General features: G+C 71.4%; 17 protein-coding genes. 13 read left to right on the top strand and 4 right to left on the bottom strand.

The window, feature by feature from the left end; all coding sequences use genetic code 11:
* Positions 1–16: 16 nt before the first annotated feature.
* The 6 genes from pelF to KBY32_RS06790 all read left to right on the top strand — a co-directional run bounded on the left by pelF (position 17) and on the right by KBY32_RS06790 (position 6,348).
* A complete protein-coding gene (gene pelF / locus KBY32_RS06815) occupies positions 17–1,528 on the top strand; it encodes a GT4 family glycosyltransferase PelF (protein WP_210979236.1) in 1,512 nt (503 codons plus the stop codon).
* Positions 1,525–2,940, top strand: a complete 1,416-nt coding sequence (locus KBY32_RS06810; RefSeq protein WP_210979235.1) for a hypothetical protein — start codon at positions 1,525–1,527, stop codon at positions 2,938–2,940. The genes pelF and KBY32_RS06810 overlap by 4 nt, the downstream gene beginning before the upstream one ends.
* A gap of 88 nt (positions 2,941–3,028) precedes the next feature.
* Positions 3,029–4,030 (top strand): GDP-mannose 4,6-dehydratase, encoded by a 1,002-nt coding sequence (locus KBY32_RS06805; RefSeq protein ID WP_210979234.1) that lies wholly within the window; start codon positions 3,029–3,031, stop codon positions 4,028–4,030.
* 30 nt (positions 4,031–4,060) lie between these two features.
* The gene (locus KBY32_RS06800; protein ID WP_210979233.1) at positions 4,061–4,774 is read left to right on the top strand and encodes a sugar phosphate nucleotidyltransferase; all 714 of its coding nucleotides are present in this window, start codon (positions 4,061–4,063) and stop codon (positions 4,772–4,774) included.
* A gap of 6 nt (positions 4,775–4,780) precedes the next feature.
* Entirely contained in the window at positions 4,781–5,695 is a 915-nt protein-coding gene (locus KBY32_RS06795; protein WP_210979232.1) for an NAD(P)-dependent oxidoreductase, read from the top strand.
* The gene (locus KBY32_RS06790; RefSeq protein WP_210979231.1) at positions 5,692–6,348 is read left to right on the top strand and encodes a spherulation-specific family 4 protein; all 657 of its coding nucleotides are present in this window, start codon (positions 5,692–5,694) and stop codon (positions 6,346–6,348) included. Before KBY32_RS06795 ends, KBY32_RS06790 begins: the two co-directional genes overlap by 4 nt.
* A gap of 49 nt (positions 6,349–6,397) precedes the next feature.
* Here KBY32_RS06790 and KBY32_RS06785 read toward each other — a convergent pair whose 3' ends face one another.
* A complete protein-coding gene (locus KBY32_RS06785) occupies positions 6,398–7,090 on the bottom strand; it encodes a hypothetical protein (protein WP_210979230.1) in 693 nt (230 codons plus the stop codon).
* Positions 7,091–7,311: 221 nt separating this feature from the next.
* Between KBY32_RS06785 and KBY32_RS06780 the strand changes: the two genes are divergently transcribed.
* On the top strand, positions 7,312–10,152 hold the full coding sequence (locus tag KBY32_RS06780) for a toll/interleukin-1 receptor domain-containing protein (protein ID WP_210979229.1): 2,841 nt from the start codon (positions 7,312–7,314) through the stop codon (positions 10,150–10,152).
* A gap of 212 nt (positions 10,153–10,364) precedes the next feature.
* Positions 10,365–10,823, top strand: a complete 459-nt coding sequence (locus tag KBY32_RS06775; RefSeq protein ID WP_210979228.1) for a hypothetical protein — start codon at positions 10,365–10,367, stop codon at positions 10,821–10,823.
* A 33-nt stretch (positions 10,824–10,856) separates the two neighbouring features.
* On the opposite strand, the gene KBY32_RS06770 is transcribed toward KBY32_RS06775, so the two are convergent.
* Positions 10,857–11,234, bottom strand: a complete 378-nt coding sequence (locus tag KBY32_RS06770) for a MerR family transcriptional regulator (RefSeq protein ID WP_210979227.1) — start codon at positions 11,232–11,234, stop codon at positions 10,857–10,859.
* Positions 11,235–11,304: 70 nt separating this feature from the next.
* Between KBY32_RS06770 and KBY32_RS06765 the strand changes: the two genes are divergently transcribed.
* Positions 11,305–12,537, top strand: coding sequence for an MFS transporter (locus tag KBY32_RS06765; protein WP_210979226.1), 1,233 nt, complete (start codon positions 11,305–11,307; stop codon positions 12,535–12,537).
* A 104-nt stretch (positions 12,538–12,641) separates the two neighbouring features.
* Here KBY32_RS06765 and KBY32_RS06760 read toward each other — a convergent pair whose 3' ends face one another.
* A complete protein-coding gene (locus KBY32_RS06760; protein ID WP_210979225.1) occupies positions 12,642–15,656 on the bottom strand; it encodes a family 16 glycoside hydrolase in 3,015 nt (1,004 codons plus the stop codon).
* A gap of 296 nt (positions 15,657–15,952) precedes the next feature.
* Here KBY32_RS06760 and KBY32_RS06755 point away from each other — a divergent pair, with 296 nt between their 5' ends.
* Positions 15,953–18,028 (top strand): SpoIIE family protein phosphatase, encoded by a 2,076-nt coding sequence (locus KBY32_RS06755; protein WP_210979224.1) that lies wholly within the window; start codon positions 15,953–15,955, stop codon positions 18,026–18,028.
* 27 nt (positions 18,029–18,055) lie between these two features.
* Here KBY32_RS06755 and KBY32_RS06750 read toward each other — a convergent pair whose 3' ends face one another.
* Positions 18,056–18,232: a hypothetical protein gene (locus KBY32_RS06750; RefSeq protein WP_107096665.1), complete on the bottom strand. Its 177-nt coding sequence runs from the start codon at positions 18,230–18,232 to the stop codon at positions 18,056–18,058.
* 216 nt (positions 18,233–18,448) lie between these two features.
* Between KBY32_RS06750 and KBY32_RS06745 the strand changes: the two genes are divergently transcribed.
* From KBY32_RS06745 to KBY32_RS06735, 3 genes are all read left to right on the top strand, one after another.
* Entirely contained in the window at positions 18,449–19,624 is a 1,176-nt protein-coding gene (locus KBY32_RS06745; RefSeq protein WP_210979223.1) for a spore photoproduct lyase family protein, read from the top strand.
* A 143-nt stretch (positions 19,625–19,767) separates the two neighbouring features.
* A complete protein-coding gene (locus tag KBY32_RS06740; protein WP_210979222.1) occupies positions 19,768–20,286 on the top strand; it encodes an SRPBCC family protein in 519 nt (172 codons plus the stop codon).
* A 37-nt stretch (positions 20,287–20,323) separates the two neighbouring features.
* Complete coding sequence (locus KBY32_RS06735) at positions 20,324–22,630, top strand: FdhF/YdeP family oxidoreductase (protein WP_210979221.1); 2,307 nt, start codon at positions 20,324–20,326, stop codon at positions 22,628–22,630.
* Positions 22,631–22,647 lie beyond the last annotated feature (17 nt).

Here is a 22,647-nt window from a genome sequence, read left to right as displayed (position 1 = left end):
GCCGTGGAGCACATCCATGCACGTTCACCACGCCGCGCGGCGGGCCGCCGCCGCGCGCGTCACCCTGCTCACCGAAGGCACCTACCCGCACAGTCACGGCGGCGTCAGCGTCTGGTGCGACCAGCTCGTCACCGGTATGCCCGACATCGAGTTCGACGTCATCGCCGTCACCGGCACCGGCCGGGAACCCCTCGTCTGGGACCTGCCCGGCCATGTCCGCGACGTCCTGTCCGTGCCCATGTGGGGCCCCACCCCCGACGGCCGGCCCCCGCGCGGCCGCTCCCGCCGCCAACTCGCCACCGCCTATGAGAAGTTCCTCACCGCACTCGTCGACCCCGGCGCCGAGGACGGCTTCGCACCCGCCCTGCACGCCCTCGCCCGGGCGGCCGCCGCCGGTGAACTCGGCCCGTTCCTGCGGGGCGACAGCGCCATCCGCGTCCTCACCGCCGTATGGACACGCCCCGGGCTGGCCGTACGGGAGGCGCGGCCTACCCTGCACGACGCGCTCACCGCGACCGCGCTGCTGGAACACGCGCTGCGCCCGCTGGCCGCGCCGCCCCCGCGCGACGGTGTCGCCCACGCCGTCAGCGGCGGCGTCGCCGTCCTGCCCGGACTCGCCGCCCGCGAACGGTACGGCGTCCCGCTGCTGCTCACCGAGCACGGCGTCTACCTGCGCGAACGCTATCTGGGCTATCGCAGCGCCGCCTACCGCTGGCCGGTGAAGGCCGTCGTCCTCGGCTTCTTCCGGCTGCTCGCCCAGGAGAGCTACCGGCAGGCGGCCCTCATCACCCCCGGCAACCGCTACAACCGGCTCTGGGAGGAACAGGGCGGCGCCGACCCCGCCGCGATCCGCACCGTCTACAACGGCGTCGACCCCGCCGCCTTCCCGCCCGCCGGCCCGGAACCCGAGACGCCCACCCTGAGCTGGGCCGGACGCGTCGACCCGATCAAGGACCTGGAGACGTTGATCCGAGCCTTCGCCCTCGTGCGGGAGCAACGCCCGGACGTCCGGCTCAGGTTGTTCGGCGGCACCCCGCGCGGCGGCGAGGCCTACCGGGAGCGCTGCGAGGCACTCGCCGCCGACCTCGGCCACGGCGACGCCGTCACCTTCGAGGGGCGCGTCGACGACATCAAGGACGCCTACGCCGCCGGCAGCGTGGTCATGCTGTCCAGCATCAGCGAAGGCTTCCCCTTCACCCTCATCGAGGCCATGTCGTGCGGCCGGGCCACCGTCTCCACCGACGTCGGCGGCGTCCGCGAGGCCGTCGGCGACACCGGACTCGTCGTACCGCCCCGCGACCCGGCCGCCATGGCCGCCGCCGCGCTCGAACTCCTCGGCGACCCCGTCCGCCGCCGCGCGATGGGGGAGGCGGCACGGCTGCGGGTCATCGAGCAGTTCACCCTGCGGCAGACCATCGACACCTTCCGCGGCATCTACCACGAACTGGCCGCCGGGACGGCACCCGTGCCCACCAGGATCGTCCTGCCCACCCCGGCGGTCACCGGCACCGGAAGCCTCACCGGATGAGCGGCCCGATGTCCCTCGAACCCGGCGGCGCCGAGCACGACACGCTCACCCTCCGGCTCGCCACCCCCCGCCCGCCGCGCCGCCGCCCCCGCTGGGCCCTCGACGACGCCACACTCGCCATCCGGCTGCCCGGCCAGGGCCCCGACGAGGAGGCCGTCAGCACCCTGGCCGCCGAACTCGCCGACGCCATAGGGCCCGCCGTCCACCCCTACGAGGTCGCCGCGCTGCTGGAGTCGGAGGGCCTGTCCGCGTCCGTCATCAAGGAGCGGTACGGACACCCCAACCTGTTCTCCCTGGCGACCGCCCTGTACGAGCGGGTGCCCCGGACGTTCCCCGAGCCGCCGCCCGCGCCCGACCCGTGGCGCCCCGACACCGTCCGCTGCCTGCTGCGCGGCGTGCTGTTCGCGCTGCCCGCCCTCGCCCATCTGCTGACCGCCCCGCTGTGGCCGCTCACCCGGTACGCCCCCGTCCTGATCGTCGCGGGCATCGCCTCCTGGGCGTGGGGACAGGCCCTCGGCCACCGCGCCCACCTGCGGCTCGTCACAGGCCGCCGCGAGGCGTCCGGCACCCTGCTGACCGGGTCCCTCCTCGGTGCCGCGGTGGCGACCGCCCTCGCGCTCGTCCCCGGACCGGACGGCGTGGCCCTGGCGGTCGCCGCCGGCCAGTCGCTGTACCTCGCCGCCGCCGGCGTCCTGCTGGTGCTCGCCCGCGAGCGACTGCTGCTGGCCGCGCTCAGCCCGCTCGTCGCCGGTGCCGCCGCCCTGCCGTGGTGGGAACCGGGACCCCTGGTCCGGACCGGACTGCCCCTGCTCGCGCTGCTCGCCACCCTGGCCGCCGCCGGACACGTCCTGCGGCAGGGCCGCACCGGACCGCTCGCCCCGCACGCACCCCGCACCCCCGTCCGCGCCTCCCTGCCGTACGGCCTGTTCGGGCTCGCCGCCGCTGTGCTCGTCGTCCTCACCGGCCGCCAACAGCCGTACGCCGTCATCGCGTTGACCCTCAGCATGGGGCCGGCCGAGTGGCTGCTGTACCGCTACCGCGGCTGGTCCGTGGCCGCGCTGCGCACCAGCGCCACGCCCGGCGCCTTCCTGCTCCGCTCCGCCGGAGTCCTCACCGGCTGCATCGGCGCCTACCTGCTGCTGTTGCTGCCCGCCACGCTCCTCACCGGCGCGGACCCGGCCACCCCCCTGCTGCTCGCGGCCACCCTGTGGACCGCCCTGCTGCTGCAGGCGTTCGGCGTGGCCTGGCCGCCCGCCCTGATCTGCCTCGCCGCCGCCGGCACCGTCGGCGCGGTCACCGCCCTGGACCTGCCGCCCACGCCGGTCGTCCTGCCCGCCGTGTGCGCCGCGGCCGCGCTCTGTCTCGCGGTCTGCGCGCTGCGCCTGCTCGGCCGGCCCGCCCCGCACGCCTGACCCTCCGCACCACCCCATCGGACCACCGGAGCCCGCGTCCCGACCGCACCGGGCCCCCGTCCGACCACCACTACGAAGGGACCGAGAGTTGACCTCCGCACCGCTCGCCGCCGTCACCGGAGCCGAAGGCTTCATCGGCTCGCACCTCACCGAGGCGCTCGTCGCCTCCGGCCACCGCGTGCGCGCCATGGCCCAGTACAACTCGTTCTCCTCCTACGGCTGGCTGGAGACCCTGCCCGCCGACGTGCTGGACCAGGTCGAGATCGTCCTCGGCGACGTACGCGACCCGGGCTCGGTGCGCGGCCTGCTCGACGGCGCCGACTGCGCCTACCACCTCGCCGCGCTCATCGCGATCCCGTACTCCTACCAGGCCCCGCACAGCTACGTGGACACCAACGTCACCGGCACCCTCAACGTGCTGGAGGCCGCCCGTGCCCTCGGCACCCCGCGCCTGGTCCACACCTCCACCAGCGAGACGTACGGCACCGCGCAGACCGTGCCGATCACCGAGGACCACCCCATCAACACCCAGTCCCCGTACGCCGCTTCCAAGGCGGGCGGCGACCGGCTCGCCGACAGCTACCACGCCAGCTTCGGCACCCCGGTGGTGACACTGCGCCCGTTCAACACGTTCGGGCCCCGCCAGTCCATGCGGGCCGTGATCCCCACCGTCATCGGGCAGGTGGCCGCCGGGGAACGCACCATCACCCTCGGCGATCTGCGCCCCACCCGCGACTTCACCTTCGTCGGGGACACCGCCCGGGCCTTCCTCGCCGTCGGCACCGCCCCCGCCGAACAGGTCGTCGGCCGCACCTTCAACGCCGGGACCGGAGGCGAGATCTCCGTCGGCGACCTGGTCGCCCTGATCGGCAAGGTCATGGACGCCCCCCTCGACGTCCGCGAGGACCCCGCGCGGCTGCGGCCCGCCAACTCCGAGGTCATGCGGCTCGTCGCCGACGCGAGCCGGCTCACCGCGGCCACCGGATGGCAGCCGGAGAACACGCTCGAGGAGGGACTGGCGCGCACCGCCCGGTGGTTCACCGACCCCGCCCACCTGGCCCGCTACAAGACCGGCATCTACAACATCTGACCCGCCCGCTCGTACCGCAGGAGGTATGCCATGCACGCAGTGATCCTCGCCGGTGGGAAGGGCGTCCGGTTGCGGCCGTACACCACGGCGCTGCCCAAGCCGCTCGTCCCCATCGGCGACCAGCACGCCATCCTGGAGATCGTGCTGCGCCAGCTGTCCACGGCCGGCTTCACCCGCTGCACCCTCGCCATCGGCCACCTCGGCGAGATCATCCGCGCCTACGTCGGCGACGGCTCGCAGTGGGGCATGAACGTCGACTACGCCACCGAGGAGAGCCCGCTCGGCACCATGGGCCCGCTGCTCGCCCTGCGCGACCGCCTCCCCGAGCACTTCCTCGTCATGAACGGCGACGTCCTCACCGACCTCGACTACGCCGACGTCCTGCGCTCCCACGAGGCGTCCGGCACCCCCCTGACGATCGCCACGTACGCCCGCAAGGTGCACATCGACTTCGGGGTCCTGACGACCGACGCCAGCCGGGTGGTCGCCTTCACCGAGAAGCCCAGCATCGACTACCGGGTGTCCATGGGCGTCTACGGTGTCTCCCGGACCACCCTCGACGGCTACACCCCCGGACTCCCGCTCGGCTTCGACGAACTCGTCACGGACCTGCTCACCGCCGGACGCCCGCCCCACGCCTACGAGTTCGACGGCTACTGGCTCGACATCGGCCGCCCCGACGACTACGACCGCGCCAACGCGGAGTTCACCAGCCGCAAGTCGCTCCTGCTCAAGGGGGCCTGAACCACCATGCACCTCCTCGTACTCGGCGCCACCGGCTACCTGGGCGCCCATGTCGCCGAGCAGTTGCGCACGCTGCCCGGCGCACGGGTCCTCGTGGCCGGACGCACCCTCGCCGCCGACGTCACCGTCGACCTCGCCGCAGCCCGCCCGCGGGACCTCGCGGCGGCGCTCGCCGAGATCGCGCCCGACGCCGTCGTCAACTGCGCGGGCGCGACCGGCGGCGACGCCGTCACCCTGGCCGAGGTGAACGCCCGCGGCCCCGCCGTGCTCTGCGCGGCGCTGCGGGAGGCGGCACCGGGGGCACGCCTGGTCCATCTGGGCTCGGCCGCCGAGTACGGCCCCACCGAACCGGGGGTGCGCGTCACGGAGTCGGCGGCCACCCGGCCCGCCGGCCCGTACGGCGCGACCAAGCTCGCCGGCACGGTGGCGGTCACCGCGTCAGGCCTGGACGCGGTCGTCCTGCGCGTCGGCAACCCGGTGGGCGCGGGAGCCCCGCCCACCGGGCTGCCCGGCCGGGTCGCCGCCCTCCTCGCCGACGCGGGCGACGACCCGGAGGCGGCCCTGCGGCTCGGCGACCTGTCCGCCCACCGCGACTTCGTGGACGTCCGCGACGTGGCCCGGGCCGCCGTGCTCGCGGCCACCGCCCAGGGACCGCTGCCGCCCGTGCTGAACATCGGCGGCGGCGACGCCCGCCCCGTCCGCGACCTCGTGCGGGCCCTCGCCGACGCGGCCGGCTTCCGGGGCCGTATCGCCGAGGCCGGGACCGGCGGCTCCGCCCGCTCGGCGCAGGTGTCCTGGCAGTGCTCGGACATCACCGCCGCCCGCGACACCCTCGGCTGGACCCCGGCCCATCCCCTCACCGCGTCCGTCACGGCACTGTGGGAGGCCACCCACCGCACCGAGGAGGCACGGGCACGGTGAACCTGCTGATCCCGCTGTACGTCCACCCGGCCGAGGACCCCGGCGCCTGGCACCGGCTCATCACCGGTGCCTCCCGCACCTACGCCGTCGTGCTCAACCCGGCCAACGGCCCCGGCCGGGCCCCCGACCCGGCGTTCGCCAAGGCCGCCGAGGCGCTGCGCGCGGCGGGCGCCCGGCTCCTCGGCTACCTGGACACGGACTACGGCGCCCGCGAACCCGCCGAGATCACCGCCGACCTGCGCCGCCACCAGGAGTGGTACGCCGTCGACGGCTGCTTCCTCGACCAGTCGCCGGCGGCACCCGAGGCCCTGCCCGAGTGCCGCCGGCTGGTCCGCGCGCTGCGCCGCCTCGGCGCCTCGACGGTCGTCCTCAACCCGGGCGTCCACCCGGCACCCGGCTACGCCCGCCTCGCCGATCTGACGGTCACCTTCGAGGGGCCCTGGTCCCGCTACGTCGCCGACTTCACCCGCCCGTCGTGGACGGAACGATTCTCCGCCGACCGTCTGTGCCACCTCGTCTACGGCGTCCCCGAACCCCTGGTCCCGCTCGCCCGGCGCACGGCGGCGGAGCGGGGTGCCGGGGTCTGCGGCCCGGTGACGGGCGATCTGCCCAACCCTTGGGCGGAGCTGACACCGGCGCTGGCGGAGCGGTGAGCGTTCGCGCACCGCGGCATCCTGCCCACGGGCTCCCCGGTCGCCGGGTTCACACGTGGATGCGCGAACCGTCGATGATGGCCTGTGCGTCCTTGACACCGGCCAGACGGGCATAGGCGAGCACATACTGACGGGCGTTCGCCTGCACCTGACGCAGTTCCGCGCGGCACTGCGCGGCTTCGCCCCATTCGTGTTCCGGGCGCTGCGGCGACTCCTCTTCGAAGGCGCGTAGGCGCGGGTGCCATTTCGTCAGGAAGGGTCTGAGCTCCGCGTTGAGGAAGTTGACGGCCAGATGCTCCACTGTCAGACCGTTGTTGGCGTGCACGGAGGGCCGACTGACCTTCAGCGTCTCCCTCGTCGTCGCGAACAGGCTGTAGAGGGAGCTGAGAGCCTCGCGAAGGAGCCCTTCCTCGTCGTCCAGCGGCTGGACGGAAACGCGGGTCACGGACTCGATGAACAGTTGCCACGAAACCTGTCGTGCGTCGTTGTTCACGACGAAGGTGAGTTCGCTCAACTGCGGAACCGTCACACGCACTTCGGTCAGTCGGCCGGCCCGCCGGTAGACGTCGAGCCCTAGGGCCACGACGACGCCAGTCAGCCCTCCTGTAATGGCGAACAGGTAGGTCGCGTCGGCATTGCTGACTGCGTAGATCCCCAGCCCCAAGGCGCCACCGAGCAGCATGGAGGCCAGAGCCCTGAATACGAGCGTGCCGGTCACCCTGGCTGCCGATGTGTTGCGCATACCCCACCCTCCGCGCTTGGCCCTTGCCTTGCCGGACTCTAGCCGAGACGGGTGCGGGGATGGCAGAGCATGAAGGGGGTTCCACCGGCTGAGCCGGCGTGCGGTCGGAGCCCGTGGATATATGGAATCGCCCTGAGACAGCCGGTTGTCGGCGCTACGATCGTTTCTCGCGGCGTAGGGGGGTCTTGCGCCTGCGGAGCATGCTGTACAGGGGGGCCCGCGTGGGCGAATCCGGCCGGCGCGAGTATGCGCACGACATCTTCATTTCCTACAGCCATCGGCTGGACAAAGTAGTGGCGGCGGCCTTTCAGAATGCCGTCGAACATTTCGGGCGGCCGTTCTATCGGTCCCGTGACTTACGCACCTTTCGAGATCAGACGGATCTTGCCGCGAGCCCCCATCTGTGGGCGGACATCGTCAAGGCTCTGAATTCGTCGGCCTGGCTCATCGTCATGGCCTCACCCGAGGCGAGGAAATCGGAGTGGGTGCAGAAGGAGATCCGGTGGTGGCTGGAGCATCGAGGCAGCGGGACACTCCTCTTCGCTCTGACGGCGGGCAATATCCAATGGGACGTGACGTCGGGTGACTTCGACTGGGCGGCCACCGACGCCCTGCCCGAAGAGGTCCTCCGTGGCGTCTTCCGGAACGAGCCCCGCTGGGTCGACCTCAGATGGCTGCGTGAGTACAGTCGGATCTCGCCGCGGGACGGCCGATTGGTTCAGGCAGTGGCCGAATTCGTCGCCCCGGTGCGTGCCTGTTCCAAAGCCGATCTCATCGGGGCACACCTGCGACGTCAGAGACGGTTCCGGCAAGTGGTGACCTCGGTGAGCATGGTCCTGGCCATTCTCCTGGTCATCTCCGTCACCGTCGGGGTTCGAGCCGTCAGCGAAAGCCACAAGGCGGCCGAGCGTCAACTGATCGCCACCTCGCGTCAACTCGTGGCCGAGGCAACCTCGATCCAGGACAGTCAGCCCGATCTCGCGCGCCAGTTGCTCGTCCAGGCCTATCGAATGTCGCCGACCGCACAGGCGGCCGGGGCGCTCATCGCCAGTTCCGCGATTCCCGATGTGGTGCGCACAGCCGGCTATTCCAATGAGGTTGCGTACCGGTCCGACGGTGAGCTTTTCGCCTCCGTCTCGGATGACGGTGTCACATTGTTCGACGGCAGGAGCAGCGAGCGCATCAGTCGCATCGACGGCGTAGGTGGGGCACAGGCATCTGCAGTGGCCTTCGGCGACGACGTGGACCTGCTTGCGGTGGGTCACGTCGACGGCCACGTCCGCCTCTGGGACATCGAGGCGCCTCATGCACCCAAGATGCTCGGGTCGGTGCGGACGAACAACGGAAACGTCAACAGCGTCGCGATCGACAGGAGCTCATCCCGCCTGGCTGCGATCACGGACGGGGCGGTCCCTTACGTCATCGACATCAGGGACCGACGGAACCCGAAGGTCATGGATTCGGTGAAAGGCACGCCGCTCACGGACATCAACGAGAGCATCACGATCAGCCCGGACGGTACGCGCATGGCCGCGTCGTACGAGGCCGGGAAGATACGCATCATGCGCGTGTCCGACTCTGGGCGGCTGACGGTGACGGCGACCGAGGCGAGTCCGTCTCGTGCTCTTTCGTTCAGCCCTGACGGGCAGTTCGTGGTATCCGGTGGGCAGGAAAGCGCCTCGCGCCTGTGGGACGTGAGCGACCCCGCGCGTCCTCGTCAAGTGGCCATGCTCAGTGCCAAGTCGTCCCTGGGCATCGATGCTGTCGCCTTCAGCAGAAGTGGTGACGTGCTGGCCACCGGGGCGGGTGACGGAACCATTCAGTTGTGGGACCTGTCAGATCCACTCCGACCTGCTCAAGGCGCCCGGCTGAGAGGCCACTCCGGATCGGTCAACAGCTTGGCGTTCGCCCCCGACGGCCGGACCCTGGCGTCGGCGGGATCCGACGGTGCGGCTCGTGCCGCTGACGGAACCGACCAGCTCAACGGCACGGTCCGGCTCTGGCGCGTCGACGGGGCGGAGCGGTCCTCTTCTCGTGTGTTCCTCCCGTCGGGGCACATATCAGAACAGCCGTTCAGCAAGGACGGGCATGTTCTTGTCGCCGGGGTGCCGTCAGCCTTGTGGTGGGTTGATGGTGAAGCGCAACCCTCGAAGCTGACGACGCTGACCACCTTCAACGTCGGAGGGCAGCAGGTCTCCTACCACCCCCGTGAGAAGCGGGTGGCCGCCGCCGTACCCCTGAAGGTATGGGACGTCTCCAATCCGGTAGAGCCCGATGAACTCACCAGGACCACCATCACCGACGGCTCGGAGACAGTGATCTTCAGCCCCGATGGCACCCTTGTCGCGGTCGGCGAGGAGAAGGGGATCGGCCTGTGGAGCATGCCGGCCAAGGGCGCGCCACGCCGACTGGCGGTCGTGCCTGTGACTGGCCGGACGAAGATGCCGGTGGTCTTCTTGGACGGAGGCCGGATGCTCGCGACGCTGGCCGAGGACGACAACAAGGTGCAACTGGTGACAGTGACCACACCCTCCGAACCTCGTCGCACGGCGACGCTCGATCTAGGTGCCGCGCGGCCCACCGCTCTGGCCGCTTCGGGGCGGACACTCCTCGTCGGGGACTCCTACGGGACGGTGACGGCTTGGCGCGTGGACGGTCAGGCGAGGCCTGAGCGGTTGAGCTCCAGTGCCCGGCACAACACGGCAGTCGAAGATCTGGCTTTTCATCCGGACGGTGCCATGGCTGCCAGTGGGGGCAGGGACGGCGTGGTCCGTCTATGGGACGTCGCGCAGCCTGAAAACCTCCGCGAGATCGCGATCCTGACCGCCGGCAACGGAAACGATTGGACGGACGGAGTGGCCTTCAGTCCAGACGGTCACACACTGGCGATCGCGAGCACGACGACCACCCAGTTGTGGGAGGTACAGCCGATGACCATTCAGCAGCGCCTGTGCGCCCAGTCGGAGCCGATCACCCGCGAGCAGTGGGCGCAGTATCTGCCGGACCGACCTTACGACCCACCGTGCGCGACACAGGGACCGGCCTCTTGGGGGAAGCCGTGAACAGGCACACTCTTCGGGCCGCGTTCCTGGCGTTCGCTCTGGCAACGGTCGTGGTTGCCTGCTCGGCACCGGATCAAGGGCCTCGTATCTCACCGGCCACGGCGACGGAGCGTGCCACGGCACCCGCGCCCTCTGTGTCCGCGGAAGGTGCTGAAGCCGATCTTGGGCCGGCCCCTGAGGACCTGCATGACGCGGACTGGGACAATGCTGTATTGCCCGGCGACTTCTGTCAGATCCCCGGCACCATACGTTTGGCGGACGCGGAGGCAACAGCCACATCCCGTACTTGGGGGCGTGTTCACATCGGTCTGCTGCCCAAGCGTCTTTACGGGGATGTGACGGGCGACGGACGGGCGGAAGCCGCCTTGAACGTGGGCTGTGACAACGGCGGCGGCACGGCCGCCGGGCAGCTCGCGTTCGCGGTCGTCGTCATCACGGCGAAGAACGGCATGCTGCGGAGTCTGGGCTCGCTGGGCGCGCAGCATGACTCTCCCGGAGTGCACACTCCGCTTCTGAGCGCCACCAAACTTGAACGAGACCAGGTGACGGTGACCGAATCGTGGTACCGCCCGAGTGACTCCACCTGCTGCCCAACGGGAACGGACGTTTCCACGTGGACGTTCGGTGCCGACGGAAAGCTGAGCGTGGTCAATTCGCGTACGACTTCCTAGGGCGGCGCGCTCCTTCTGAGGCGGGGGGCGATCTCAGGCCGCGTCCTCCCGGGCCCGGGCCCGGACCTCCTCCAGATAGGAGGCGATGGCGTCCCGGTTCTGGGTCAGGCAGGCGATACGCCCGTTCATCCGGTCGAGTTCGCCCTCCAGGGGCGCGAGCATCTCCGGTGTGGCGTCCGAGAAGACGATGTGGCGCGGCTTGTCGAGACAGGGCAGGATCTGCTTGATGATGCGGGTCGGCAGCCCCGCGTCGAGGAGCCCGCGGATCTGCAGGACCCGGTCGACGAACCGTTCGTCGTAGCGGCGGTAGCCGTTGGCGCAGCGCTCCGAGACGATGAGGGACTGCTCCTCGTAGTAGCGCAGCAGCCGACGGGAGACGCCGGTCCGCTCGGACAGCTCCCCGATGCGCATGAACTCCCCTTTGACTGCAGCCGGTTCGGCTTGACCCTCACATCGATGTGAAGGTTTGAGCATACGTGCCATGTCCACCGAGAGCATCCACAGTTCCGTAGGCCCGCGCGTGCCGGCCGGCGACGAGAAGCTGCCGTTGGCGGCCCTGTCGGCCCTGACCACCGCCGTGTTCATCACCAGCCTGACCGAGACGCTGCCCGCAGGTGTCCTCCCCGGGATGAGCGCCGGCCTCCATGTCGGAGAGTCCGCCGCCGGGCAGACCGTGACCGTCTACGCCCTCGGCACGGCGCTCACCGCCATCCCGCTGACAGCCGCCACCTCGACCTGGCGGCGCAAGCGCCTGCTGCTGACGGCGATGGCCGGGTTCGCCGTCGCCAACACCGTCACCGCCGTCTCGTCCCACTACCCGCTGACCCTGGTCGCCCGGTTCGCCGCCGGTGTGGCCGCGGGACTCGCCTGGGCCCTGCTGGCCGGCTACGCCCGCCGGATGGTACCCGCCCGGCTCCAGGGCAAGGCGGTCGCCGTGGCCATGGCCGGGATCCCCGTCGCGCTCTCCGTGGGCGTCCCCGCGGGCACGTTCGCCGGCCAGGCGCTCGGCTGGCGGGCGCCCTTCCTGATCATGACGGGGCTGACCGTCGTCCTGCTCGCCTGGATCACGGCGCTCGTCCCGGACCAGCCGGGACAGCCCGCGCACGAACGGCCTCGCATGCTGCGGACGTTCGCGCTCCCCGGCGTGGCACCGGTCCTCGTCGTCACCCTCGTCTTCGTCCTCGCCCACACCGTGCTCTACGCCTACATCGCCACGTTCCTCGACCACGTCGGCGTGGGCGGTTCGACCGACCTGGTCCTGCTGACATTCGGGATCGCGTCGCTGGTCAGCATCTGGTTCACCGGCGCCCACATCGACCGGCGACTGCGCGCCCTGACCCTCGCCAGCGTGCTCCTGGTCGGCGTGGGCGCCGCAATCCTCGGCGTCCTGGCCGACACCGAGGCCCTCGTGCACCTGGCGGCACTGCTGTGGGGCCTCGGCTGGGGCGGCGTCCCCACCCTGCTGCAGACCGCAGCCGCCGACGCCGGGGGCACCGCCGCGGACGCCGCCCAGGCCATGCTCGTCACCCTGTGGAACGTCGCCATGGCGGCGGGCGGAGTGGTCGGCGGCGTCCTGCTCGGCACGCTGGGCACGGCGTCCCTGCCCTGGAGCGTGCTCGTACTGCTGCTCCCCACCCTGGCCGTCGTCGCGGCCGCCCGCACCCACGGCTTCCCGGCAACCGCCAGGGCGGGAGGGGCCGTCAGCCCCGAGTGAGCCCGCCGACGAGCCCCCGGAGGGCCGACCTCGGGGTGCCGTCCCCACGGAGGCGGAAGGGCGCGCCCACCGCACAGTGGGCGCGCCCCTGTTCGCCGCACCGTTCAGCTCAGCGGTTCGATCCAGATGTTGCGGTAGCGCACCTTGTTGCCGTGGTCCTGGAGGCGGATGGCTCCCGCCGAGGCGGCCTCCGGTCTGCCGCCTCCGGTGGGGCCGTCGATCGCCACGTCGTCGTGGACCTTCTTGCCGTTCCAGACGACGGTGACGCGGGCGTCGGCGGTCTTGGTGCCGTCGGCGTCGTAGCGGGCCGCGCGGAAGGTGATGTCGTACGACTGCCAGGTCTCCGGGGCGGTGGACGCGTTGACGTCCGGCGCCTTCTTCAGATAGATCGCCCCCGCCTCGTTCGTGTCGAGTGTCGTGTCGCCGTACGAGTCGAGGATCTGGACCTCGTAGCGGTCCTGCAGATAGACGCCGCTGTTGCCGCGGTCCTGGCCCGTCACGTCGCCGGGCAGGAGCGGCACCCGGAACTCCACGTGCAGCTTGAAGTCCTGGTAGGCGTCCTTGGTGCGCAGGTCGCCGCAGCACACCTCCATCGACTTCCCGTCGGACAGGGGCCATTCGGTGACCCGTCCGTCGGTGTGCTGCCACTGACTCTGCGACGCGGCGGTGCCGTCGAAGAGGGTGACGCGGGAGCCGTGCGGCCGGACGGTGATCAGGTCCAGGTTGACGTGCCCGTCGTCCCCGGCGTCGAAGCGGTACGCGACCGTATTGTGCCCCTTCCGTAGAGTGATCCGCTCCGTCCGGGTCGACCAGGTCTCCCAGTCGCCCGTCGACGGCAGCTCCGTCTGCCGCAGCTTCTTGCCGTTGGCGTACAGGGAGAGGGACTTGGTGCCCTGGAAGGGGTTGGGGCCGTTGGAATAGCGGAGGTTGACGTCGTAGTCGCCGGCCTTCGGGACCGTCACGTCGAACGTGGTCGCCGCCTTGCCCTCGGTGCCGTACCGGTCGACGAAGCCGCTGCCGGAGTAGCCACCGTGGTCCCGGTTGACGCCGGCCGTCCCGGTCAGGCGCGCCTCCTCCGCCTCGTACAGGGTGGCGGGCGGGGGCTGCTTGCCCGGCAGGGCGTTGAGCGTGTACCAGGCCTCGGTGCTCCACAGTTTCTCGCCGGAAGCGGAGGCGAAGGGCCGCGGGGAGCGCACGTGCACCACGCGTCCGGGCTTCAGGCCGTCGAGGCGCAGCAGGACGGTCCGTCCGTCCTTGGCGAGGGTCGCCGAGCGGACGCCCAGCCGCTCCTCGGCGATCTTCGGGCCGCCGTAGTCCGACGTCGGTGTGTACCGCCACTGCTCGGCCTGGTAGCGGGAGGCCAGCTTGTCGACGGTGTCCTGGGACAGGGGCTGTGTGTACTCCAGGTCGAAGCCGCCGGGGACGGCCCGCATCTCCTTGATGTCGAAGGTGTTGCCGCCGTTGGGGGTGAGCTTCTGCAGGCCGAACTTCAGCTTGCCCTCCTGGCCCCAGTTGCCGTCGGCGCCGAGCCCGCCCGCGTAGACGGCGCCGTCCGGGCCCATGGCGATCCGGTTGACGCCGGCTTCGAGTCCCTGGGTGTAGCGGAACACCGCGCCCTGGTACTGGCCCTTCACCTTCTCCAGGTAGGCGCGCTGCAGTCCGCCGTAGGTGACGTCGCCGATGAGCAGCTGCCCGGCGAACCGGCCCTTGCGCAGATACAGCGGAGTACTGGGGGAGTTGGCGATCTCGTTCTGCGGCAGCCACAGCACCGGCTCGGTGACCGGCCGGTCGTCGAAGGGGCCGGACGGCTCGGTGTAGTGGTTGAAGAAGCGGTCCCGCTTGATGTGGACCAGCTTGGACGCGGGCAGCCAGCCGCCCTGGTTGTCGGTGGTGAAGAGGTCGCCGCCGGGTCCCCAGCCGATGCCGTTGGGGGTGCGCAGACCGCCCGCGATCGGCTGGACCTTCCCGGTCTTCTTGCTGATCCGGTACGTCGTCCCCCGGCCGGGCGCCGGCTGCGGAGTGGTCGTCGCGCCGCCGTAGTCGATGGCGACGGACAGGTTCACGTAGAAGTAGCCGTCGCGGTAGAGCAGTCCGAAGGCGAACTCGTGGAAGTTCCCGCCGTACGGCCAGGTCGCCACCGTGCGGTACTCGTCCGTGACGAAGTCCCGGTCCGTGTCGACGAGTCGGGTCAGCTCGTGCTTCTGCGACACGTACAGCGAGCCGTCGACGTACTTGATGCCCATCGGCTCGCGCAGGCCGCTCGCGATCTTCTTCACGGTGACCTTGTCGCGGCTGGTCTTCCCGGTGACGTGGTCCAGCAGGTAGACCTCGCCCGTGGTGGTCTGGGAGCCGCCCCAGGTGGTGAGGGCCAGCCGGCCGTCGGGCAGCCAGTCCATGCCGGTGACCTGCGGTTCGAAGCCGTCGGGGCGCAGATCCGTAAGAGTGAGGTCGGGCCGTACGTCGGTCAGGGGGAGCCCGTCGCCGGGGGTGTCCGCTCCCGACTCGCACTCCTTGCGGCCGGGGGCGGTCACCCGGACCACATCGGCGTCCGTGCTCAGCGCCTCCGTCGGTACGACGCTGAAGTCGCTTGCGGACGGCGGCTTCCACGCCAGCGTGAGGCGCTGGTCGCCGCCGCGCTCGAAGTAGTCGATGCGGAACGGGTGGGAACCGGCGGTGAGTTGGACCGATCCGTCCTTCGGCTCGGCGCCGTGCAGACCGTCGTGGTCGACGACCGTCCGGTCGCCGATGGTCAGCCGTGAACCGTCGTCGCTGGTGAGCCGGAAGGTGTACGAGCCGTCGGCGGGGATGACGAGATAACCCGACACCACGGCCGAGAAGTTGTCCGCGAAGCCGCCGAAGTCGCCGGTCGTGGACCAGTCCACGGTCGGCATCAGCTTGTCGTGGTTGGGGGTCTGACCGGGCTTCAGGGTGCACAGCTTGCTGAGCGGGACCTGGGTGTCGAAGACCCGCAGGGTCACGCCCGGCTCCTGGGGCGGGATGTCGGCGGCGGTAGGGGCTGCGGCGGCCGGGGGTGCCGCCAGGACGCCTCCGAAGAGGAAGGCGCCGAGAAGAAGGGGAGTGAGTGCTCTTCGGGCACGGCGGAACAACCGTGGATGCATCGGTCCTCCAGAACGGGACCGGAGGCCGCCGGATCGCTCTCCGGTCGAGTTGCCCCCTGCGCGGGAGAGACGCAGAGGCGGTACTCGTGCGGTTGCGCCGATACCGTAGGGGACTTTCGCCGCGCACGTCCATACTTTGTCATCAGTGAGTTCAAAGTCCGGCGCGGGTGCGTCGTACCAAGGTGTGCGGCGGATCAGGAACGGGCGTCGGCGTGCGCCCCCGCCGTCCCGGGCGCACCCTGTTGTACGGGGCGTACCCCCGAGCGCGCGCGGCGCGACCTGGACCTCGGAGGTGGATGGGACCCTTGGCGGACAACGATCCGGACGGTCATGTCGACCAGGCGGCGGCCGCGATGCTGGAGGCACTGTTCACGCAGTCCCCGATCGGGCTCCACCTCGTCGACCCGGACCTGCGCGTGGTCCGCGTCAACACCGCCACCCCGTGGATGCGCGCCGCCGGCCTGGAGGAGATCCGGGGCCGGCGGGTCAGGGACGTCTACCGTCTCGTCGACGCCGACGTGGAGGCGCTGCTGAAGGACGTCCTCGACACCGGCACTCCGCTGCTGCGGCATGTCGTGCGGATCCTGGTGGACGATCCGCCCACGGAGCGGATGTTCGAGGTCAGCGCGCTGCGGCTGGAGGGGCCCGGAGGGAAGGTCCTCGGGGTCGGGGCCATCGCCGTGGACGTCACCGAACGGGAGCGGGCCCAGGCCAGGACCCGGATGCTCGACCGGGTGCGCGAGCGCGTCGGACGCACCCTGGACCCGGCCGTCATCGGCGAGGAGCTGGCCGCCATCCTGGTCCCCGACTTCGCGGACGTGGTGACCGTCGAGGTCGTGGACGCCGTCATCCGCGGCGACGACCCGCCTCTGGCCCACGCCCCTATCGGCACCCTCGTGATGCGCACGGCCTTCCGCAGCGCGGCCGACGGGACGGCGCAGCAGGTCCACGCGGTGGGTGACGTCCGCCGTCTCGCCGGGCCGACGCCGTTCACGCAGGCCCTGGCCGATCTCAGCCCCCGCATGGTCCGGCTGCACCCCGGCACACCCTGGCTCTCGGCGGACCCCGCGCTCGCGAAGGCGGTCCGGGCCGCGCACGGCCACTCGCTGCTCGTGGTGCCCCTGGCCCTGCGGGACGCCGCCCTCGGCCTGGTGAGCCTCTACCGCGCCGAGCGCTCGCCCGCCTTCGACGAGGAGGACCGCGCCCTGGCCATGGAGGTGGGCACGCACACCGCCCTGTGTCTCGAGAACGCCCGGCGCTACACCCGCGAGCACACGATCGCCGCCACCGTGCAACGGCAGCTGCTGCCCCGCCGTCCCGAGGCGCAGGCGTGGCTGGAGACCGCCTATCTCTCCCTCACCGGGGCCGACCCGGGCGCCTGGTACGACACCACCGCTCTGTCGAGCGCCCGGACCGCCCTGGTCGTGGGCAAGGTCTCGGGGGGCGGTCTGGAGGCCGCCGCGACCATGGGGCAGTTGCGCACCGCCATCCGCTCGCTGTCGGCGTTCGAGCTGGCCCCCGACGAACTGCTCGCCCGGCTTCACGACACCGCGGACCGGCTCGCCACCGAACGGGCGCGTCTGCCCCTCGGCGACCCGCTGCGCCAGGAGGAGCTGACCGCCGACTGCGTGTACGCGGTCCACGATCCCTTGACCGGCCGCTGCACGGCGGCGTCCGCCGGCCATCTGGCACCGCTGCTCGCCCGGCCCGAGGGCACGGTCGACGTGCTCGGTACACCGGCCGGGCCACGGCTCGGCAGCGCGGAAGGCGCCCCCTTCGCCGCCGTCGAGGCCGATGTGCCGCCCGGCAGCGTCCTGGTGTTCACCAGCGACCCGCTGCTCACCGCCTACCTCGCCGAGAACCCCGGACCGCTGGCCTCGGTGTCCCGCTACGGCGACCGCCCGCTGCAGGATTTGTGCGACGCCCTCGTCTACGCGCTCCCGGCGGGCATGGGCGTCCGCGACGCCGCCGTGATCGTCGCGCGGACCCGGGTGTTCCCGCCCGACCAGTGCGCCGTCTGGCCGCTCGCCCCCGACCCGACGGCCGTGTCCGCCGTCCGGCGCCGCACCCGCGAACAGCTCGCCGTATGGGAGGTGGACGAGGAGACCGCGTACAACACACAGCTCATCGCCAGCGAGCTGGTGACCAACGCCCTGCGCTACGGGCGCCCGCCCATCGAGCTGCGTCTCATCCACGGCCGCACCCTCACCTGCGAGGTGCGGGACGCCGACATGGCCGCCCCGCATCTGCGGCACGCCGGGACGGTCGACGAGGGCGGGCGCGGACTCTTCATCGTCGCCCAGCTCGCCCAGGCCTGGGGGACCAGGCTGACCGGACCGGGCAAGACGATCTGGGCCGAGCAGACCCTGTGACCGCGCCCGCCGCGCCCTCCGGAGCGGTCAGCGCCTGCGGCCGCGCGCCGCCCAGCCGCTGCCTATCCCCGCCACGTGCAGGGCGAGCAGCATGAGGCCGATCAGCATGAAGTTGACCGACGTGAACACGTCGTTGGTGGCGATGTCCGCCGCGTTGATCAGGAACGCGATGAAGAACAGGACCGCCGCGATGATGCCCAGCACGAGGTGCCTCCTAGGGGAAGAAGTCGATGAGCCAGTGGGGGTGGCTTCACGCGTATGCCCCCGCCCGGCGCCCTCACGCACGGCGACCGTGCGCCACACGACGTGGCCGATGGATGCCCCGTACAGTTGAATCGGTGCGCGCACGGGCCCGGGACGAGGGTCGCGCACCCGGGCGCCCCCACTGACGCCCCTTCGCACCGACCGAACGGAAGCCCCATGCATCACGCGTCCGGTGTCCCGGACGACGACTCCGGCACCCTGTTCGGGCTGGACGCGCTCGGTCCCGCCCCCGCACCCGCCGAGCGCCACTCCGCGTTCCGGACCTCCGCCGGGGCCCGCCGGCTGCTCCCCGTCCGGCGGATCTACGCCGAGCCGGCCGCCGCGGCCTCCCCGCGCGGGCAGCAGATCATCGCCCGCTACCCGGACGCCGAGGTCATCCCGGTGGACTCCCACTGGCGCATCCCCGGGCTGCACGGCAACGAGGGCAACATCGACCGCTGGGTGCGCGTCAAGGGCGAGACGCTCGTCCTCGGCGAGAAGAAGAGTCTCACCACCCGGCCCAACGGCCGGTCGGCCGACTGGATCGCCCCCGGCCCCTCCAACGGCTGCGCCATGGCCTGCGCCTACTGCTACGTGCCCCGCCGCAAGGGGTACGCCAACCCCGTCACCGTCTTCACCAACATCGACCGGATCATCGGCCACCTCGGCCGGCACGTGGCCCGCCTCGGACCCAAGCCGGAGCCGAACCAGTGCGACCCGACGGCCTGGGTGTACGACATCGGCGAGAACGGCGACTGCTCCGTGGACGCCCTGATCTGCGACAACACCGCCGACCTGGTGCACGCCTTCCGGCAGTGGCCCACCGCCAAGGCGTCGTTCGCCACCAAGTTCGTCAACCCCGACCTGCTGCACCTCGACCCCCGCGGCCGTACCCGGATCCGCTTCTCGGTGATGCCGCCGGACGACTCCCGGCTCCTCGACGTGCGCACCTCGCCGGTCGCCGACCGGATCGCCGCCGCCGCGGACTTCCTCGACGCCGGGTACGAGGTGCACTTCAACCTCTCACCCGTGGTCGTACGGCCCGGCTGGGAGGACGGCTGGGCCGAGCTGCTGCGCCATCTGGACGACGTACTGCCCGCCCGGGTGAAGGAGCAGGCCGCCGCGGAGGTGATCATGCTGACCCACAACGAGGAGCTGCACGAGGTCAACCTCGGCTGGCACCCCCGCGCCGAGGACGTCCTGTGGCGGCCGGAGATCCAGCAGGCCAAACGGTCGCAGAACGGCGCCCGCAACGTCCGCTACCGCAACGGCGTCAAGGGGGAGTCCGTGGCCGCGCTGCGCGCCCTCATCGACCGGCACACTCCCTGGCTGCGGGTGCGCTACGCCTTCTAACCAGAGCCGTGCGTCTTCTGGTTAGAGCCGTGCGTCGCGGGGTAGTCGGGTGGCCCGCACGGAACGGCTCATCCGCGCCCCCTCGGCCGATGGGCCGCTCCCGTGTGGCAGGACACGGCGAGGCGCCTGACGATGGGTGGGCCATGCACAGTATCGAGCAGACGATCGAGATCGCGGTGCCCGTGCGCACCGCGTACAACCAGTGGACGCAGTTCCAGCACTTCCCGCGCTTCATGAGGACGGTCCGCGAGGTCGACCAGATCAAGCCCTCGCTCACCTCCTGGACGCTCGCCGCCGGTCCCCTGCGCGGGACCTTCCAGGCCGAGATCGTGCAGCAGGAACCCGACTCCCACCTCGTCTGGCGCAGCCTCGACGAACGCCCCGGCCACCGGGGCAGGGTGTCGTTCGCGCCCACCCCGGACGGCGGTACGGCCCTCACCGTGCGGATGGAGATCGGGCTGAACGGCCCCGCCGGGCTGGTCCCCGGCGTCTCCCAAGTCGCCGGCCGCGTCGTGGCCGCCGAGCTGCGGCGGTTCAAGGAGTACATCGAGGGGCTGGGGGAGGAGAGCGGGGCCTGGCGGGGCACCATCCGCGACGGCCGGCTGCGACGCGCCGAGGCCGAACGGAACGTCAGCGGAGTGCCCAGCTGGCCCCACGGCTGATCCCCCGACAACCCGTACGACTGAGAGGCGACTCGCGATGAAGAAGGCGCCCGGCGACGAGCCGGACGAGGCCCTGACCGTCACCGAGCCCAAGAAGTGGGCCGCGGGAGTCCCGGCGGTGGCGCACGCCCTGGAGTACTCCCTGGAGGAGACGTCGGCCCGGCGCACCGGCACGACCCTGCTCACCATGAACCAGGTCGACGGCATCGACTGCCCGGGCTGCGCCTGGGCGGATCCGGCCCCGGGCCACCGGCATCGCAACGAGTACTGCGAGAACGGCGCCAAGCACATCAACGACGAGGCGACCACCCGGCGGATCGGCGCGGACTTCTTCCGCGAGCACTCCGTCACGGACCTCGCCGGCCGCTCCGACGTCTGGCTGAACCAGCAGGGCCGGCTGACCGAGCCGCTGGTCAAGCGCCCGGGCTCCGACCACTACGAACCGATCAGCTGGAACGACGCCATCGGCCTGATGGCCGAGGAGCTGACCTCGCTCGACACCCCCGACGAGGCCGTCTTCTACACCTCGGGCCGGGCGAGCAACGAGGCGGCGTTCGTCCTGCAGCTGTTCGCCCGCGCTCTCGGCACCAACAATCTGCCTGACTGCAGCAATCTCTGCCACGAGTCCAGCGGTTACGCCCTGCACGAGACCCTGGGCACCGGCAAGGGCACGGTCAGCCTGCACGACCTGCACCACGCCGACCTGATCTTCCTGGTGGGCCAGAACCCCGGGTCCAACCATCCGCGCCAGCTGTCCGCGCTGGAAGAGGCCAAGCGCAACGGCGCCCGCATCGTCGCCGTGAACCCGCTGCCCGAGGCGGGGCTGCTGCGGTTCAAGAACCCGCAGAAGCCGCGCGGTGTGATCGGACCGGGCACCCAGATCGCGGACCGCTTCCTGCGGATCCGCAACGGCGGTGACCTCGCCCTCTTCCAGGCCCTCAACCGGCTGCTCCTGGAGGCCGAGGACGCCCGGCCCGGCGAGGTGCTCGACCGCGACTTCATCGAGGCCGACACCACCGGCTTCGAGGAGTTCGCCCGGCACGTCCGCACCGTCGAGTGGGACGACGTCCTCGCCGCCACCGGACTGACCCGCGACGAGATCGAGCAGGTCCGCGACGAGGTGCTGCGCAGCGAACGCGTCGTCGTCTGCTGGGCGATGGGCCTCACGCAGCACAAGCACGCCGTGCCCACAATCCGCGAGATCGTCAACTTCCTGCTGCTGCGCGGCAACGTCGGCCGGGCCGGCACCGGGGCCTGCCCGGTGCGCGGGCACAGCAATGTGCAGGGCGACCGCACCATGGGCATCTGGGAGCAGATGCCGGACTCGTTCCTCGACGCGCTCAAGGAGGAGTTCGGCTTCGACCCGCCGCGCGCCCACGGCTACGACTCCGTCAACGCGATCAGGGCGATGCGCGAGGGCAAGGTGAGGTTCTTCCTCGGCCTGGCCGGCAACTTCGTACGGGCCACGCCCGACAGCACGGTCACCGAGGAGGCCGTACGCCGCTGCCGGCTGACCGCACACATCTCCACCAAGCTCAACCGGTCGCACACGGTGTGCGGCGACACCGCGCTCATCCTGCCCGCCCTCGGCCGCACCGAGAAGGACGTCCAGTCGACCGGCGAGCAGTTCGTGACCGTCGAGAACTCGATGAGCGAGGTTCACACCTCACGGGGGCGGCTGCGGCCCGCGTCCTCGCTGCTGCTCAGCGACATCGCCATCCTGTGCCGGCTGGCCCGCCGCACCCTCGGCGACAAGCCCGACATCGCCTGGGAGCGGTTCGAGGCGGACTACGGCGTGATCCGCGACCACATCGCCCGGATCGTCCCCGGCTTCGACGACTACAACCGGCGGGTGGTCCGCCCCGGCGGCATCCAGCTGATGAACCCCGTCAACGAGGGCGTCTACTCCACCGGCACCGGCCGGGCCCTGTTCACCCGCAACAGCGCCGAGGCACCGCGTGTGCCCGCAGGGCATCTGCTGCTGCAGACCCTGCGCTCGCACGACCAGTGGAACACCGTGCCGTACACGAACAACGACCGGTACCGGGGCATCCACGGCAGCCGCCGCGTCGTCCTCGTCAACCCGGACGACGTGCAGGCCCTGGGGCTCACCGACGGCCAGCGGGTCGACCTGGTGAGCGTCTGGACCGACGACGTCGAGCGGCGCGCCGAGGACTTCCGCGTCGTGCCCTACCCCACGGCCCGGGGCTGCGCCGCCGCGTACTACCCGGAGACCAACCTGCTGGTGCCGCTGGACAGCGTCGCCGACCACAGCAACCAGCCCACGTTCAAGTCGATCGTGGTCCGGCTCGAGCCGGCGCGGGTGGGCGCCCCGCAGGCCTGACACACGACGGCCCCGGA

This window comes from Streptomyces sp. RK62 (genome assembly GCF_018070255.1).
Lineage (GTDB): Bacteria > Actinomycetota > Actinomycetes > Streptomycetales > Streptomycetaceae > Streptomyces > Streptomyces nigra.
Note: the sequence above shows the minus strand (reverse complement) of the source record. Positions and strands in the feature narration are given on the sequence as shown.

Excerpts from the sequence above, each read along its gene's own strand:
- KBY32_RS06785 (WP_210979230.1), bottom strand. The coding sequence starts at position 7,090 with ATGCGCAACACATCGGCAGCCAGGGTGACCGGCACGCTCGTATTCAGG.
- pelF (WP_210979236.1), top strand. The coding sequence starts at position 17 with ATGCACGTTCACCACGCCGCGCGGCGGGCCGCCGCCGCGCGCGTCACC.
- KBY32_RS06810 (WP_210979235.1), top strand. The coding sequence starts at position 1,525 with ATGAGCGGCCCGATGTCCCTCGAACCCGGCGGCGCCGAGCACGACACG.
- KBY32_RS06765 (WP_210979226.1), top strand. The coding sequence starts at position 11,305 with ATGTCCACCGAGAGCATCCACAGTTCCGTAGGCCCGCGCGTGCCGGCC.
- KBY32_RS06735 (WP_210979221.1), top strand. The coding sequence starts at position 20,324 with ATGAAGAAGGCGCCCGGCGACGAGCCGGACGAGGCCCTGACCGTCACC.
- KBY32_RS06770 (WP_210979227.1), bottom strand. The coding sequence starts at position 11,234 with ATGCGCATCGGGGAGCTGTCCGAGCGGACCGGCGTCTCCCGTCGGCTG.
- KBY32_RS06795 (WP_210979232.1), top strand. The coding sequence starts at position 4,781 with ATGCACCTCCTCGTACTCGGCGCCACCGGCTACCTGGGCGCCCATGTC.
- KBY32_RS06740 (WP_210979222.1), top strand. The coding sequence starts at position 19,768 with ATGCACAGTATCGAGCAGACGATCGAGATCGCGGTGCCCGTGCGCACC.
- KBY32_RS06745 (WP_210979223.1), top strand. The coding sequence starts at position 18,449 with ATGCATCACGCGTCCGGTGTCCCGGACGACGACTCCGGCACCCTGTTC.
- KBY32_RS06760 (WP_210979225.1), bottom strand. The coding sequence starts at position 15,656 with ATGCATCCACGGTTGTTCCGCCGTGCCCGAAGAGCACTCACTCCCCTT.
- KBY32_RS06800 (WP_210979233.1), top strand. The coding sequence starts at position 4,061 with ATGCACGCAGTGATCCTCGCCGGTGGGAAGGGCGTCCGGTTGCGGCCG.
- KBY32_RS06755 (WP_210979224.1), top strand. The coding sequence starts at position 15,953 with ATGGGACCCTTGGCGGACAACGATCCGGACGGTCATGTCGACCAGGCG.